General features: G+C 66.1%; 13 protein-coding genes. 2 read left to right on the top strand and 11 right to left on the bottom strand.

The window, feature by feature from the left end; genetic code table 11:
* Positions 1-7: 7 nt before the first annotated feature.
* Positions 8-1,063 carry a tRNA 2-selenouridine(34) synthase MnmH gene (gene mnmH, locus GQ651_RS02935; RefSeq protein WP_160762713.1) on the top strand — a complete coding sequence of 352 codons (1,056 nt, stop codon included), beginning with the start codon at positions 8-10 and terminating at the stop codon, positions 1,061-1,063.
* On the opposite strand, the gene selD is transcribed toward mnmH, so the two are convergent.
* Genes selD through GQ651_RS02965 form a run of 6 tightly spaced genes read right to left on the bottom strand, consistent with a single transcriptional unit; the run spans position 1,044 to position 9,243 of the window.
* Entirely contained in the window at positions 1,044-3,218 is a 2,175-nt protein-coding gene (gene selD / locus GQ651_RS02940) for a selenide, water dikinase SelD (RefSeq protein ID WP_227257941.1), read from the bottom strand. The genes mnmH and selD overlap by 20 nt on opposite strands.
* 41 nt (positions 3,219-3,259) lie before the next feature.
* A complete protein-coding gene (locus tag GQ651_RS02945) occupies positions 3,260-3,802 on the bottom strand; it encodes a PNPOx family protein (RefSeq protein WP_160762714.1) in 543 nt (180 codons plus the stop codon).
* Positions 3,795-4,847, bottom strand: a complete 1,053-nt coding sequence (locus GQ651_RS02950) for a lipocalin-like domain-containing protein (protein ID WP_160762715.1) — start codon at positions 4,845-4,847, stop codon at positions 3,795-3,797. The genes GQ651_RS02945 and GQ651_RS02950 overlap by 8 nt, the downstream gene beginning before the upstream one ends.
* Positions 4,837-7,242 carry an FtsX-like permease family protein gene (locus GQ651_RS02955; protein WP_160762716.1) on the bottom strand — a complete coding sequence of 802 codons (2,406 nt, stop codon included), beginning with the start codon at positions 7,240-7,242 and terminating at the stop codon, positions 4,837-4,839. The genes GQ651_RS02950 and GQ651_RS02955 overlap by 11 nt, the downstream gene beginning before the upstream one ends.
* The gene (locus GQ651_RS02960) at positions 7,239-7,886 is read right to left on the bottom strand and encodes an ABC transporter ATP-binding protein (protein ID WP_160762717.1); all 648 of its coding nucleotides are present in this window, start codon (positions 7,884-7,886) and stop codon (positions 7,239-7,241) included. Before GQ651_RS02960 ends, GQ651_RS02955 begins: the two co-directional genes overlap by 4 nt.
* A gap of 40 nt (positions 7,887-7,926) precedes the next feature.
* The gene (locus GQ651_RS02965) at positions 7,927-9,243 is read right to left on the bottom strand and encodes a cytochrome-c peroxidase (protein ID WP_160762718.1); all 1,317 of its coding nucleotides are present in this window, start codon (positions 9,241-9,243) and stop codon (positions 7,927-7,929) included.
* Here GQ651_RS02965 and GQ651_RS02970 point away from each other — a divergent pair.
* Entirely contained in the window at positions 9,226-9,711 is a 486-nt protein-coding gene (locus tag GQ651_RS02970) for a tetratricopeptide repeat protein (RefSeq protein WP_160762719.1), read from the top strand. The genes GQ651_RS02965 and GQ651_RS02970 overlap by 18 nt on opposite strands.
* A gap of 143 nt (positions 9,712-9,854) precedes the next feature.
* Here the strand turns inward: GQ651_RS02970 and GQ651_RS02975 are convergent, their stop codons facing one another.
* The 5 genes from GQ651_RS02975 to GQ651_RS02995 form a co-directional block, all read right to left on the bottom strand.
* The gene (locus GQ651_RS02975; protein ID WP_160762720.1) at positions 9,855-10,919 is read right to left on the bottom strand and encodes a TRAP transporter substrate-binding protein; all 1,065 of its coding nucleotides are present in this window, start codon (positions 10,917-10,919) and stop codon (positions 9,855-9,857) included.
* A 28-nt stretch (positions 10,920-10,947) separates the two neighbouring features.
* Positions 10,948-12,441, bottom strand: a complete 1,494-nt coding sequence (locus GQ651_RS02980) for a TRAP transporter large permease (RefSeq protein ID WP_160762721.1) — start codon at positions 12,439-12,441, stop codon at positions 10,948-10,950.
* Between the two features lie 4 nt (positions 12,442-12,445).
* Positions 12,446-13,069, bottom strand: coding sequence for a TRAP transporter small permease (locus tag GQ651_RS02985; protein ID WP_160762722.1), 624 nt, complete (start codon positions 13,067-13,069; stop codon positions 12,446-12,448).
* 66 nt (positions 13,070-13,135) lie between these two features.
* On the bottom strand, positions 13,136-13,630 hold the full coding sequence (locus GQ651_RS02990) for a flavin reductase family protein (RefSeq protein ID WP_160762723.1): 495 nt from the start codon (positions 13,628-13,630) through the stop codon (positions 13,136-13,138).
* 24 nt (positions 13,631-13,654) lie between these two features.
* The gene (locus GQ651_RS02995; RefSeq protein ID WP_160762724.1) at positions 13,655-14,548 is read right to left on the bottom strand and encodes an aldo/keto reductase; all 894 of its coding nucleotides are present in this window, start codon (positions 14,546-14,548) and stop codon (positions 13,655-13,657) included.
* Position 14,549: the final 1 nt, after the last annotated feature.

A 14,549-nucleotide genomic window follows, 5' to 3' on the forward strand; every position in this document is an offset into this window, starting at 1 on the left:
CCGGCGAATGCCATTCGCGCCCGAAACCGTTCAGAACTTCCTCGCCGCGCCGTTCGACGCGGTCATCGACGTGCGCTCGCCGTCGGAATATGCCGAGGACCATGTGCCGGGGGCCATCAGCCTTCCGGTCCTCTCGGACGAGGAGCGCGCGCGGGTCGGCACGATCTACGTGCAGGAAAGCCCGTTTCTGGCCCGCAAGATCGGCGCGGCCCTCGTCGCGCGAAACGCGGCAACGCATATCGAGGGGCCGCTTGCCGATCTGGAGGGCGGGTGGAAGCCGCTCGTCTATTGCTGGCGCGGCGGCCAGCGGTCGGGCTCGTTCGCGTCGATCCTCGGTCAGATCGGCTGGCGGGCCGACACGGTCGAGGGCGGTTACAGGCGCTGGCGGCGGCTCGTGAAGGAAGCGCTCTATGACCGGCCCTTTCCCGCGCCCGTAATCCTGCTCGACGGAAATACCGGCACAGCCAAGACGGACCTTCTGGCCCGGCTCGCGTCGCGCGGGGTTCAGGTCATCGACCTTGAGGGGCTCGCCAACCACAAGGGCTCGGCACTCGGGTCTCAGGGGCCGCAGCCGGCGCAGAAGGCGTTCGAGACCGCGCTCGCCACCGAAATGGCAAGGCTCGATCCGGCGCGGCCAGTCGTGGTCGAGGCGGAATCGAGCAAGATCGGGCGCCTGATCCTGCCGCCGTCGCTGTTCAACGCCATGAAAGCCGCCCCCGCGATCGAGGTCACGGCCCCGGTCGAGGCGCGGGCGGCTTACCTGGTCGAAGACTATGCCGGGCTGATCGAAGCCTCGGATGGACGGATCGACCGGCTGGATCTTTTGCGCCCGCTTCAGGGGCATGAGGCGGTGGATGCCTGGCAGGCCATGGCGCGGGAAGGCCGGTACAGTGACCTCGCCCGCGAACTGATCACACGGCACTACGATCCACGCTACGCAAAGGTGCGCGCCCGGACCACGACCGAGCGGATGACCGAGGTGGCGACCGAGACGCTGGACCTGGATGGGCGGGAGCGGTTGGCCGACCGGATCGCCGCCGTGATCAGCGGGCAGTCAGGCTGACCGGACCGCGGGCTTTCATGTCTCCGATGATCCACGCCTCGTGGCCCTGGACGGCGAGGTCTTTCACCGCCTGTGTCGCGTCGTCCGGCGCAAGAGCCGCCAGCAAGCCTCCCGCTGTCTGCGGATCGAAGAGAAGGGCGGCACGTGACGTGTCCGGCACGTCGGCCAGAATGTCTTTCCGGTTCGCCTCAAAGATGGTCGAGCGGATGCCGGCCTCTGCCAAGGCTTCGGCGCCGGGGTAGAGGGGGAGGGCGGCCAGATCGACCTCGGCGCTCAGGTCTGACGCGTCTGCCATCCGCGCCAGATGCCCGGCCAGCCCGAAACCCGTCACATCCGTCATCGCGTGGGCGCGAAGCGCGAGACGGGCCGCAATGTCGCCCTGCGGCTCGGCCATGAGGTCAAGCGCCGTGCGGATATCCTCGCCCCGCGCCTTCTTGCGCATCTCGGCGGCAAAAAGCGTCCCGGTCCCGAGTGGTCGGGTCAGGAGCAGCGAGTCCCCCTCACGCGCGCCGTCAATCGTCAGCGGACGCGCGGCGGGCAGGCCCGTCACCGTGAAACCGATGGTCAGTTCGGCGCCCATCGTGGTGTGGCCGCCCACAAGCGCCGCGCCGGTGGCAGCGGCGATGTCCTGCGTCGCGGCCACGATCTCTTCCAGCCATGCCTCCTGCTGCGCTTCGCCCATGCGCGGAAGCGTGATCTGCGCCAGAAGCGCCTGCGGCTCAGCCCCCATGGCCCAGACGTCTCCAAGCGCGTGGCAGACCGTGATCCGGGTCATGACATAAGGGTCATCCCAGAAGGCACGCAGGTGATCGGTCGAGATCACGAGCCTCCGGTCGCCCAGCCTGACGACCGCCGCGTCATCGCCGCTGCCGGTTTCGATGTCGTCGCGCGCCCCGCTGCCCACACCCGCCAGGGCGCGGGTCAGCGCTCCGCCGCCCACCTTGGCGCCGCAGCCGCCGCAAAGGGGTGCGGGCGGCCCATCGCTGCTCTTCGCGGCGTATTTCGGCGCAGGCGGCGGGTCCATCTCGGGCAGGTCCGACAGGCGGTCCATGAAGCGCCGGTCGATCCGGTCCTTCCAGGTCCAGGCCCAATCGCCGCCTATGGAATGCCCCCATTTCTCGGCCAGTGCCGTCTTCTTCCCGAGCGAGACGAGTTTCAGGTAGTGTTTCTGCGGCCGGAAGCTCTTTCGTGCGCCACCGGTCAGGTCGGCGCGGATGTTGTGGGTCAGAACCGGCGCCGCGCGCACGGCGAAGACCCCCGCTTTGGGGCGGGGCGCGTGGGACAGGTGGGCACAGTCGCCCACCGCGTAGATTGCCGGATCGCTGACCGAGCGCAGAGCCTCGTCCACCGCCACGTAACCATCGGTCAGGGCAAGGCCGGTGTCTTCCAGCCAGCCGAAGGGCCGCGCGCCGGCCGCGCCGACTACGAGATGAGCGGGCACCTCGCGACCGTCCTCCAGCCGGACGCTTTCCGCGTCGATCCTCGCGATGGCCGCATCCTCGATCAGGTCTATCCGAGATGCCTTCAGTGCCTCCAGAATCGTCCTCCGCGTCCCGTCACCAAGCCCGGTCAGGGCGGTCGCGGCCTCGATCACCGTCACCGGGATGGAAGGGTCGGCACCGGCCGCGGTCATTCTGTGACGCATGGCAAGCGCCAGTTCGACGCCCGCAACGCCACCGCCGATCACCGCGACAGGACGGCTCGCGTCAGCCTCGACGAAGTCGCGCCAGCGTTCGGCAAAGGGTCCGAGCGGCTTGGCCGCCACCGCGTGAGCGTCGAAGCCGGGAATGTCGGGCATTGCGGAGGTGATCCCGATGTCCAGAGACGCGATGTCATAGGCCACAGGCGGCCGCCCGGCGATGTGAAGCCGGCGCGCCTGACGGTCTATCCCCTCCACACGCCCGAAAGTCAGGCGCGCGCCTGCGTGCCGCGCCAGACGGACAAGGTCGATTTCCAGCGCGTCGCGGCCGTAATGCCCCGCGATATGGCCGGGCAGCATACCCGTATAGGGCGCCGTGGGCGCAGGGTTGATGAGGGTCAGCCGGGTGCCCGCCACCGGCTCCATCCCCCAGGAACGGAGGAGCAGCGCATGGGCATGACCGCCGCCGACAAGAACGACATCACGGACAAGGGGCAGGGCGGCTTGTGTCATCATGCCAATGGCCTAGCGCGGCGGCGGCGATTTGGCGAGAGCGCTCAGGGCGCGATCCAGTGTGCCGCGTCCAATCGCCCGTGCGGGAAGCGGGCGCGGGCCTGCCGCTCGCGCGTCAGGTGGAGCGTTTCGATCCGCATAATGCGACCGGTCAGAACGGCGAACATGGCCGGATCGGGCTGAACCTGCACCGCGTCCGGTTCTGCCAGCCGAGCACCCGGCGGCGGCACACGGGCATAGTTCACGCGGCTGCCCGGGCCGAGAGCGTCCCAGGTCCCGGCGTCGCCCCGGGCAATCGAGACCTCGAGCGCCAGACGGATCTGGAAGTCCGCCGCACTGTCCCAGATCAGCGCCTCGGCGCGGGGATCGCCGGCCAGTTGCGAGACCTTGTCCGAAGCGCGATTGGTCCAGATCGTCAGAGTGCCTGACGCCCGGTCCGCCCCGCGGAGCACCACCATCCGCACGGCCGGACCGTCAGTGGCGAGCGCAAGGGTCCGCGCCGGTGCATCGGCATTCGTCACCCCGTTCGACAGGCGGGACCAGACCGCGTCCAGCGTCCCGTCAAGGGTCCCGAAATCATCATTCATAGCCCGTCATCTCCAGATAGCCGCGTCCTGAATGGCTGCCTTCCACGGTGACCGGCCCCTCCCAATAGGGGACGGCAGCCTCCATCCAACTCTGGTCCCCCAGCGCCTCGGCCCGGATATCCACGCCGTGCGAGGGCACCGCGACGGCCCAGGCAACCGGAACGTCGCGGCCCGCCACAATGGCGCGGCGCTCATCGGTCATGGTGATCTCACCGTCGTTCAGCGGCGTCGGCGCGCCATCCGCCGTGATCCAGGTGCCAACGGTATAGTCCGTGCCATCGGCGCGGCGGAGGCGATAGCCCATCAGCTTTGCGCCCCCGTCCAGATGAAGCGACACCCAGTCCCACCCGGTCTGGTCCGGGGCGAGTGGTTGCGACGACCATTCGCGGTCGAGCCAGCCCTGTCCCGATACGTCGACCGCGCCAGAAGGCAGCGTCAGGGTGCCCGTGACCTCATAGAAGGGCTGCGAATAATATTGGCTGGCGAGCCCCTCCTCGGATTTGACCGAATAGCCGTTCTGCCCCTGCGGCACGAAGGGGCCGGTTGCGCTGAAGGTCAGGTCATAGGCCCAGTCACTACCTTGCGCGGTCAGGTCCACATCGGCCAGTGACGGACCCGCCATGCGCCACTCATCGAGCCAAGCCTCGAAAGGCGTGGCCGTGACCCCGGCCTGCCCCAGACCGCCCCGCGCGAAGCGCTCGGCGGTCAGGTGCATATCTGGGGCTGAGACGGCGGCATGGGCCATCCAGACCTGATCTTCGGGTGCGCCGCCGGGGGCGATTGCGTTCCGGAAGAGCGTCCATTGAATGCCGTAGTCCTCGCCATCGGCGCCGGTAAGGTTCGCAGTCAGGTACCACCACTCGATCCGGAATTCGGGGTGCGCGCCATGATCCTCGGGGAATGTGAAGCGGGTATCCGGGTCGGGCAAGTCAAAGCCCACGGCGCTGCTGCCGAGGCCCGCAAAGCCTTGCGCCAGCACGGTGCCGGGCACCGTCAGTAGCACGCCGATAACCGAGAGGATGTGCGCGTAAACCCTAGCGTTCATTGGAAAAAACCCGGATCAGGTCTGATGGTGGACGGCTCGCGAGGCGCCGCGCGGGCCAGAGCCCTGCCAGCCCCGCCGCGGCGGCAGAGAGAAGGCCGAGCCAAAGCCAGTCAAGTGGATAGAGATGCATTGGCAGCCTCCAGCCAAAGGCCTCGACGTTGATAACGGCCAGCAGAACCCAGGCCAGCACCAGCCCCACGGGGATCGCCAGAACGAAGGTAAGCGCGGCAAGGATGACAGACCGCAAAAGCTCGATCCGAGCAAGCCAGTCGCGCGTCACCCCCAACGCCCAGACGGGGGCGAGCTGCGGCAGGCGCATGTTTGCCAGCGTAAGAAGACTGGTCAGGATAGCGACACCCGCCACGGCGAGCGTCAGCACGTTGAGCGCGCCTGTGACGGCGAAGGTCCGCTCGAATACGTCGAGCGAGAACGCCTTGAGCGCAGCCTGATCCACCATGTTGTCGGGCGGCAGTCCGACCTCGTCCTCAAGGCCGGCTGTGATCTCATCGACGCGGGCTGGGTCTATCCTGAGGCCGAAATTCAGCCGGTCCACATCCGGGTAGCGTTCGATGAGGACGCCATTGGGCAGGATCACCTGACCAAGCGGATTGCCGTAGTCGCTGTAGATGCCCGTCACCTCGGTGGTCCAGCCGCCCGGCATTGGGAGCGGATCGCCGGGTGCAAGCCCTTCGCGGCGGGCAAGCTGCTCGTTCACCAGAGCGCCTTGACCGGCGCCGATCCGGTCCCAGACATCGGGCACGGCGTCGAGAAGGGGCCAGTTGTCGCGATAGGTCGGATGATCGACCACGCCATAGATCTCGGCGGGTGCGCCCAGAACCTCGCCCTCGGTGTCCCAGATCGGCAAAACCGCGTCGGTGCGGCCGTCCAGCCAGTCGAGCATCTCGGCTGCCTGTGCCTCGGTCTCGGCGGTGACGTAAAGTTCGGATGCCAAGCGCTGGTCGAGCCAGCCGGTGAAGGTGTCGCGAAAGCTTTGCACCATCGTGCCCACACCGATATTCGCTGCCAGCGCAAGGAGGAGCGCCATGAGTGCGAGCGACAGGCCCGGCACCTGCTGGCGCGTGTCGGCCCAGAACCATTCACGGAGCGCCGTGCCGCGCTGTCGTCCGGCCAGCGCGAGCAAGCCGGTCAGCGCGGCGGGGAGCGCGAGGGCTGCTGCGATCAGAAGTCCGCCAAGCAGGATGAACCCCGACAGAAGACCGTGGCCCGCAACACCGGCGCCAAGCGCAATCATCAGCGCCAAAAGGGCTGCGGCAAGCTGCGCCAGCATGGTCTGCCGGTTCGCGCGCGCCCATGCGCGCGGACGGGCGGAGGCGAGCGGGGTCAGCCGCGCCACGCCCCAGAGCGAGGTGACCGCGGCCAGCGCGGTGCCAGCGACCGCAATTGCCAGTCCCGACAGCCACCAGACAGGGGACAGGGTCAGCGTGCCCTCGACCGCCGCGCCATAGAGCCCGCGCAGAGTCGCGGCCACGTCAGGCAGAAGCGCCGCCGCGATCAGGTAGCCGAGCGCCACGCCGATCAGCCCTGCGACCAGCGCGAAGACAAGAAGTTCCGCCACAACGGTCGCCACCAGCCGCCCGGACGAGACGCCTAGCGCGCGGAGCGTGCGGAACATCGGGCGGCGTTGCTCGAAGGCGAGGCCAACCGCGCCGTTGACGATGAACAGCCCCACCGCGAAGGACAAAAGTCCGAAGGCCGTCAGGTTCAGGTGGAAGCTGTCGGTCAGGCGGCCAAGATCATCGGCGGTTGCGGGGCGGGCACGCTCCAGACCGGGGGCGACCTCGGTGAGCGGGCTCTGGCGGAGCGGCTGATCGGGGTGGATCACCAGCCGGTCCACATCCTGCCGGTCAAGAAGCGCCAGCGCGTTGGGCAGGTCGGCAAAGGCAAGACCGGGCGCAAGACCCTCGACCGCGCGGACCGGGCGAGAACCGCCCTCGAGCCGCTCTGCGGTGGCGGGCGTGGCCAGAAGCGCGCCCTGTGGGCCGATGAAGGACAGGATTCCGCCCTCTATCCCGACTGCCGCCATGGCGGCGGGCGTGCCCGGTGGCGCGCTGAGAGGGTCGATCCCGATCAGGCGCACGCGGCCGCCCGGTCCGTCGACCCAGCCTTCGACCACCGGGCTCACGCGCCAGCCCGCACGGCGGAGCGCGGCATAGGTGGCGAGCGGGATCGGACCATCGGGTGAGATCAGCTCGTCGGCCTGTCCGCCGCCGATGGCGCTGGCTGCCCGGTCGTAGCTGGCGCGCGCTTCGGCATTGATCGCCTGCACCCCCGACCAGAGCGCTGTGGCCAGCGCGAGGCCCAGGATCAGCGTCACCATCTGGAACGGATGCCGCCGCCAATGGCCGAGAAGCGCCTGAAGGACGGGCCAGGTCATTCTGTCAACGTTCCGTGCCTAAGATGCAGTCGCCGTCCGGCGCGCGCGGCAAGCCGGGGCGAATGGGTCACCATCAACAGGCCCGCACCGCTGGTCTCGGTCAGTTCGAACAACAGGTCCATGACGGCGTCGCCGGTCGCCTCGTCCAGGTTGCCTGTGGGTTCGTCGGCCAGAACAAGGGGAGGACGCCCGGCCAGCGCCCGTCCGATGGCGACGCGCTGCTGCTGCCCGCCGGAAAGCTCCTCGGGGTATTTGCCCAGATGGTCCGAAAGGCCGAGGCGCTCGATCAGCTTCGCGGTCCAGTCCTTGTCCTCGCGACCCGCAAGACGGGCCTGGAACGCGATATTGGCCGCCACGTCCAGCGATGGGATCAGATTGAACTGCTGAAAGATCAGCCCGATCGCGTCGCGCCGGATCTCGGCTCGGCCAGCATCCCCCAGACCGGAGAGAGCCTTGCCATTGATCAGAACCTCGCCGGTGTCGAAGGGTTCGAGCGCGCCCGCGATATGGAGGAGCGTCGACTTGCCCGACCCGCTGTCACCCGTAAGCGCCAGCGTCTCGCCACGGTCGAGCGACAGCGACACACCGTCGAGTATGGTCACCTCGCCAAAGGATTTCCGAATGTCTTTCAGATCGAGCAACATGGGAGACAGACTTAACCCGGCCACGCCCGGTTGCGAGGGCTCAATCGACGGTGAGACCAGATGGCACAGTCTCGGGACGCCCGAGCGGGCGGTCTTTCGCGGTGGCACCTGTCAGGCTTTCCAGAAAGGCGACGATCCGGGCCACCTCGGCGTCGTCGAGATCGAGAGGGGCGATATCGACCTTTGCGCGTTGCCGTGCGATTTCGCGACTGTCGGCGCGGACGATAAAGTCGATCTCCTGGAACCATGGCGCGGCAGGCAGTTTGGCGAGGTCGGGCGTCCATGTCTCGAAGCCGGCGACCGGGTCGAGATGGTGCCGCACAATGCCTTCGAGCGTCGGATATGCGCCGTTATGCCCATAGGGCGCGGTAAGGGCCACGTTTCTGAGCATGGGCGTGCGGAACCTGTAGGCATCCTCTATCCGGTTACTCTCGCCCATCCGCCCCACATCGCGGGGCTGAAGGTCGAAGCGGCGGGTCTTGCCGGGGCCGAAGGGGGGTAGGGCGAGGGCGTGAAAGCCCTGATCGCTCAGAAGCGGGCCCGAGTGGCAGGCGGCGCAGCCGGCGGGGCCGTAGAAAAGCTCCATCCCGGCCTCGGCCTCGGGGCTGAGCGCATCCGTGTCACCTGAGAGATAGGCGTCGAACGGGCTGTCGTGGTTGCGCCATTCCGTGCCGATGAAGGCCGCGAGCGCGTTGCCGATCTCGACGATGGTGACCTGTTCGGGCCGGTCGATATGGTCGAAGGCCTCTACGAACATCTGCCCGTATTCGGGAATGATGCGGACCCGCTTGGCGATGATCGGCCAGGCGTTGTCCACCCTGTCGTTGACCGCGCCCGAGACTTCGTTTTCCTCGGGGTCGCCGGCCATCTCGAACCGGGCGGTGATCGGAAAAAGCGCCTGAGCGGCAAGGATCGTCTCAAGACCTTGCGGAAGCCATTCCTCGGCCGGGCTGTTGAACCCGTTGCCGTAAAGGTCCGAGGTCTCGAGCCGCCCGTCATGGAAGAGCGTCTTGATCTCGACAGCACCAAGGTTCCAGAGTGCGGGCGCGTTCCTCGGGATGCGCTTCCGGATGCGGTCGGCGCCGTCTTCTGCCAGCCGTTCAGGGCCCAGCCCCCGACCCCCTTCGCCTATTCCGAGTGACAGCCCGTCACCGCCGGCGAGGTCATGGTGGTGGCAGGTTCCGCAGGCGATATTCCGGTTGCCCGAGAGGATCTTGTCATAGAAAAGAAGCTGCCCGATTTTGGCCTTGTCCGGGTCGAAGGCGATGAAGTCTGCATCGGTGAGCAGGCGCGGCAGATCGGCGGCAAGCGCCGGGCCGGCAAGAAGGAGGAACGCGATATGAAACAGGCGGTTCATGCCGTGATTTTGGCGATCCTGCTGGGCTCTGCAAGCCCGGGTTTCGCCGAGATCGAAGAGGCGCGCGACCTGATGGAGGCGGGCCGCTTCGAGGAGGCGCGCGAGGCGCTTCTGCCTGCTGCGCGGTCAGGGAATGCCGATGCCGAAGAGCTGATCGGCGTGATGTATGCCCTTGGCCTCGGCGTAGAGCGCGATCCGGAGCGCGCTTTCGAATGGTATCTGCGGTCCTCCCTCAAGGGGCATCCGGGCGCGCAATCGGGGCTGGGCTGGTATTATGAGCTGGGTCTCGGCCTGCCGGCACCGGACCTCGTGCGGGCCTATCTCTGGTACGGGCTGTCGGCCATCGGGGGCGATCCCGACGCGGTTCTGTCACTGGAGGAAATTCAGAAGCGGATGACGCGGGAAGAGATCGAGCGGGCGCAGGTGCTGATCGACGACTACAAACCCTGGATGTACCCGTTCCGCTGAGAGGGATTGCGCCGGGGCTTCACCCCGTCGCGGTGGGCCGTTTCGCGGCGTGTTTCGCCTCCGGCGGGAGTATTTTCACCAAGAAGAAAGAAAAGGGCGCCCGGTGAGGGGCGCCCTTCGGTCGTCCGGCGTGTGGCTGGACCTTACTGCATGTCGGCGGCGCGCTGGGCGGCGATTTCTTCCTCGACCGCGGCGACGCTGGCGTTGAGCGCGTCGAAGATGCGCTCGCCACCGTCCACGTTGGCCTTGAACCAGTCATAGACCGGCGCGGCGGCATCGCGGAACGCGGCCTTTTCCTCGGGCGTCGGCACGTAGAGGTCGCCGCCGCCGGCCTGGAAGTCCTGATAGGCCTGGATCGACTTGCGCTTGGGCGAGGCGAAGGTGGCCTGCTGAAGCGCATAGAAGCCGTCAAGCACGACCTGCTTGTTCGCATCCGACATGCCCATGAACTGTTCGTTGTTCATGAACCAGAGCGCGCCCATGTAGGCATGGCCGTCGAGCGTGACATACTGCAGTCCGGCATCGGGGAACTTCATGCCCATGATGTCGGTGATGCCGTTCTTCGAGCCTTCGACAACGCCGGTCTGCAGCGAGGTGAAGAGCTCGGGCCATGGGATCGGCGTCGGGGCGGCGCCGAGGGCGCGAACCAGTTCCTGCGGCAGGTCGGCCACGACCGTCCGGATCTTGAGGCCGGCGAGGTCTTCAGGCTTGGCCACCCGGCGCTGCGTGTTGGCGAAGTTGCGCCAGCCGCCGGTGTTGCCGACGGTCATCAGGCGGATCGCGCCGCCCGAATTCTCGAGCGTCATTTCCTTCATGGCGGCCATGAACTCGGTGTCGTTGGCCATGACGCCTTCGGCGACGCGGTCATTCGCCATCAGGTAGGGCAGGTCGAGCACCTGAACGAAGGGGAAGATGCCCGAGGCGCCGCCCGAGGTGGAGATATAGATGTCGATATTGCCATCCGCGATGCCCTGAAGGCATTCCGCTCCGTTCGAGCAGAGCTGCGTGCCGATGAACATCTCGACGGCGATCGCGCCGTTCGATGCCTGTTCGACGTAGTTCTTGAAGACTACGAGGCCGTCATAGTCCTCGTCGTTCTCGTTCGAGTTCGCCGTGGCGCGGAGCGTGATTTCCTGCGCCTGCGCGGCGAGCGCCGTGCCCGCAAGCATCGTCGCCACCATCAGCGACTTGGTTAGACCTTTCAGCATCTCATTCTCCCTTGGATATTGCTGTTGGTTATTGAACGAACCCGGTCAGGCGCGGGATCGTCATTGAAATGGCCGGGACATAGGTGATCAGGAAGATCACCAGGACTTCCACGGCGAGGAAGGGCAGGATCGCCTTGGCGATGGTTTCGACCTTCTCATTGGCGACCGAAGACGCAACGAAAAGGACAAGCCCCATGGGTGGCGTGGCCAGACCAACGGTCAGGTTCACGCTCATGATGATGGCGAAATGGACGGGGTGAACGCCCATTTCGACGAAGATCGGCCCGAGGATCGGCCCGAGAATGATGATCGCCGGACCCGCATCGAGAAACATGCCCACGATGAACAGAAGAATGTTGATCAGGAACAAAAGGATCAGCGGGTTGTCCGAAAGCGCCAGGATGTAGTCAGCCAGGATCTGCGGCGCGTAGGACAGCGATACGACGGTCTTGAAGGCCATGGCGGCGCCGACCAGAAGCAGGACGACCGCCGAGGTCATGGCCGACCGGCTGAGCACGTCGGGCAGGTCGGCCAGCGTCATCGTCTTCAGGATGAAGAAGGCGACTAGGATCGCATAGGCGACCGCGACGGCGGCGGCTTCAGTGGGGGTGAAGACGCCGAGAAGGATGCCGCCCAGGATCAGGATCGGCGTCTGCAGAGGCACCACGGCACGCTTGGTCACGTTGCGGAAATCTGGGTCCACCCGCCCGCGCATGTTCATCAGAAGGACGTGGGCGGCAAGAACCGAGACCGCGAAGGTGCCCCAGACGAGGATCGCAGAGGCCTCGTCGCCGCTGGCGATGCCGGTCGAGCCGCGGAAGAGGGCGAAGATCACCCAGCCGAGATTGAGCCTGAGCAGAACGAAGCTGACCCAGTGCTCGCGCGCGGTGAGGGGCTGGCCCTTCCGGACGATCCGCTCGGCCTTGGGCAGGTCGTAGCGGTTGGCCATCAGCTTGACGACGAGCATAAGGCCCACGCCCACCATGATGCCGGGGACGATGCCGGCAAGGAAGAGCGCGGCAACGGATTCGCCCATCACATAGGCGTAGATGATCATGATGCCCGAGGGCGGGATGATCGGGCCGATCACCGAAGAGGCGGCAGTAACGGCGGCGGCGAAACGGCGGGTATAACCCTGTTTCTCCATCGCCGGGATCAGCATGGAGCCGAGAGCGGACGTGTCGGCCACCGCGGACCCCGAGAGACCCGCGAAAAGCATTGAGGACAGGATGTTCACATGGGCGAGACCGCCTCTCAGATGGCCCATCAGCGCCTGAGAGAACTCGACCAGCCGCTCGGTAATGCCGCCCTTGTTCATCAGCTCGCCCGCGAGCATGAAGAAGGGGATCGCCATCAGGGGAAAGCTGTCCATCCCGTTGTAAACATTGCGGTAAAGAAGAGTAATGTCCTTTTCCTGACCGTTAAGCCAAAGAAGGATGCCGGGCGCGGCCAGCAGGCCGAAGAACACCGGAAGGCCGATCATCAGGAAGACGAGGAAGACGGGGAGGAACCAGATCAGCATTGTCTCACTCCGCCATGATTTCTTCTTCGGCGGGGGCAAGGTCTTTGACCTCTCCGCCGAGGAGTTGGATGAGCGTTCTCAGGATCAGCTCGATATTGACGATCAGCAGGAACAGAACGCCGATGAAGAAAGAGGCCATCATCCAGGAGCGCGGCACCCGGCACCAGATGGTCTGACCCATCTGCTTGGCGCCGACCGCCTCGCAGAGGCCCGACCCGCCGCCCGGAACGAAGAGCGACGCGGTGGTGAAGCGGCCCGAAAAGCCTGTGACCTCGCCCCAGCCGATGGAGACGGCGAGCGCGAGAACAAGCCCCGAGATGACGAGAAGGATCAGGGACAGGATGCCGCCCACCGACTTGGGCAGCGCCTCGATCAGCATGTCGATGGCGACGAAGCCACCCCGGCGGTAAGCCATGGGCGCCATGAGCCCGGTCATCCAGAGCATCATGAAGCGCGCCGCCTCATCGGGCCAGGGCAGCGCGTTATTCAGCACGTAGCGAAAGAAGACCTGAACCAGGATCGCGAACACCATCAGCGCGATGGCGACGATAGAGATCCAGCGGCCGATCTTGAGAACGACGTCGTTCCACGTTTGAAAAGGCCAAAGAAGGCCATGCAACAGCGCCATGACGCGCCTCCTCCCTGTCGGCCCATTGTATTTTTGTTATTGGGCCGTTGCGTTTACCTTCGGGCGTTAACCCGCGCCTGTAAAGCGTCCGTATGCCCCTTTCGCGAAAAGAAGAGGGTTTCCCTGACCGATGGCAGCCGCGGTCACGCGGCCGACGATGATGGCATGATCTCCGCCGTCGTGGATGGCGTGGCGGGTGCATTCGAAGCGGGCGAGACAGCCGTCGAGAAGCGGCACGCCATGCGCGCCCTCGTGCCAGTCCAGCCCGTCGAAATCAGTGCCGTTCTTGACGAAATGGCCGCAGACATCGATCTGATCCTCACCGATGATGTGGATCGCGTAGTGCTCGGCCGCCTCGAAGGCGGAGAAGCGTTTCGAGGCGCGCGCAGGCGACCAGAGGACCAGCGGCGGATCGAGTGAGACGCTCGCAAAGCTGTTCGCCGTTATGCCGAGCGGACCGGCTTCGGAGAGGCAGGTCACGATGGTGACGCCGGTCGCGAATTGTCCGAGCGCATCGCGGAAATCCCGTGCGGTATCCGGTCCGGGCGTAAAACGTGTCATGGGCCAGTGTCCTCCGTCGGGCATTCAGGCAACCTCATGTCCGAGAGCGGCGGTGTAAAGCTCGTACCACGTCTGGCGGTCCATCCCGACCTTGAAGGCGTCGGAAAATGCCTTGATCCGCGCGATCTTGTTGGTGCCCATCACAGGCAGGATGCCCGACGGATGCGCCAGAAGCCAAGCGATGGCAACGGCGGCGGTGTCGGTGCCGTTGGCCTCGGCCACGCGGTCCAGCGTCGCGCTGAGATCGCCCGCGCTTTTCTTGCCGACGAGAGACCCGCCACCAAGCGGCGACCACGCCATCAGCGGCAGTCCGCGCTCCTGCGCGAAGGCAACGTCGCCGTTGGTGAAGGCGGAATGGGCCGAAAGCGACAGCTCGATCTGGTTGGTCGCGAGCGGGGTTTCCATCGCGGATTGAAGCAGCGTGAAATCCCACGGCTTGAAGTTCGACACACCCACCGCACGCACTTTTCCCGATTTGACCGCGTCATCCAGCGCGCGTCCCGTCTCGTGGTGGTCCATCAGCGGGTCGGGCCGGTGAATGAGCAGCAGATCGAGATAGTCTGTCCCCATGTCCGCAAGCGACTGGTCGATCTGGGACGCGATATGCGCGGCCGAGGTGTCGTAATGCTTGACCCGCGCGTCCTCGAACCGGCCCACCGGCGCGACGATGTCGCATTTCGAGACCAGCTCGATCTTGTCGCGGAGGCTCGGATCCTCTTTCAGCGCGCCGCCCAGATAACCCTCGGCGGTATAGCCGCCATAGATGTTTGCCTGATCGATCGTCGTTATGCCCTGTTCGAGGCAGGCGTCGATCTTGGCGCGGATATGCGCCGGGCTCGTGTCATCCTCGTCCAGACGCCACATGCCATAGACGATGCGGCTGAAGCTGACTGTGTCGGTAATCTTTACGCGGTCCATC

Source organism: Kangsaoukella pontilimi, assembly GCF_009830125.1.
GTDB classification, from domain to species: Bacteria; Pseudomonadota; Alphaproteobacteria; order Rhodobacterales; family Rhodobacteraceae; genus Kangsaoukella; species Kangsaoukella pontilimi.

What these genes read in the sequence shown, in the direction of transcription:
- GQ651_RS02980 (WP_160762721.1), bottom strand. Translation starts at nt 12,441, where the DNA reads ATGCTGATCTGGTTCCTCCCCGTCTTCCTCGTCTTCCTGATGATCGGC.
- GQ651_RS02965 (WP_160762718.1), bottom strand. Translation starts at nt 9,243, where the DNA reads ATGAACCGCCTGTTTCATATCGCGTTCCTCCTTCTTGCCGGCCCGGCG.
- GQ651_RS02955 (WP_160762716.1), bottom strand. Translation starts at nt 7,242, where the DNA reads ATGACCTGGCCCGTCCTTCAGGCGCTTCTCGGCCATTGGCGGCGGCAT.
- GQ651_RS02970 (WP_160762719.1), top strand. Translation starts at nt 9,226, where the DNA reads ATGAAACAGGCGGTTCATGCCGTGATTTTGGCGATCCTGCTGGGCTCT.
- GQ651_RS02960 (WP_160762717.1), bottom strand. Translation starts at nt 7,886, where the DNA reads ATGTTGCTCGATCTGAAAGACATTCGGAAATCCTTTGGCGAGGTGACC.
- selD (WP_227257941.1), bottom strand. Translation starts at nt 3,218, where the DNA reads ATGATGACACAAGCCGCCCTGCCCCTTGTCCGTGATGTCGTTCTTGTC.
- GQ651_RS02945 (WP_160762714.1), bottom strand. Translation starts at nt 3,802, where the DNA reads ATGAATGATGATTTCGGGACCCTTGACGGGACGCTGGACGCGGTCTGG.
- GQ651_RS02995 (WP_160762724.1), bottom strand. Translation starts at nt 14,548, where the DNA reads ATGGACCGCGTAAAGATTACCGACACAGTCAGCTTCAGCCGCATCGTC.
- GQ651_RS02990 (WP_160762723.1), bottom strand. Translation starts at nt 13,630, where the DNA reads ATGACACGTTTTACGCCCGGACCGGATACCGCACGGGATTTCCGCGAT.
- GQ651_RS02975 (WP_160762720.1), bottom strand. Translation starts at nt 10,919, where the DNA reads ATGCTGAAAGGTCTAACCAAGTCGCTGATGGTGGCGACGATGCTTGCG.
- GQ651_RS02985 (WP_160762722.1), bottom strand. Translation starts at nt 13,069, where the DNA reads ATGGCGCTGTTGCATGGCCTTCTTTGGCCTTTTCAAACGTGGAACGAC.
- GQ651_RS02950 (WP_160762715.1), bottom strand. Translation starts at nt 4,847, where the DNA reads ATGAACGCTAGGGTTTACGCGCACATCCTCTCGGTTATCGGCGTGCTA.
- mnmH (WP_160762713.1), top strand. Translation starts at nt 8, where the DNA reads ATGCCATTCGCGCCCGAAACCGTTCAGAACTTCCTCGCCGCGCCGTTC.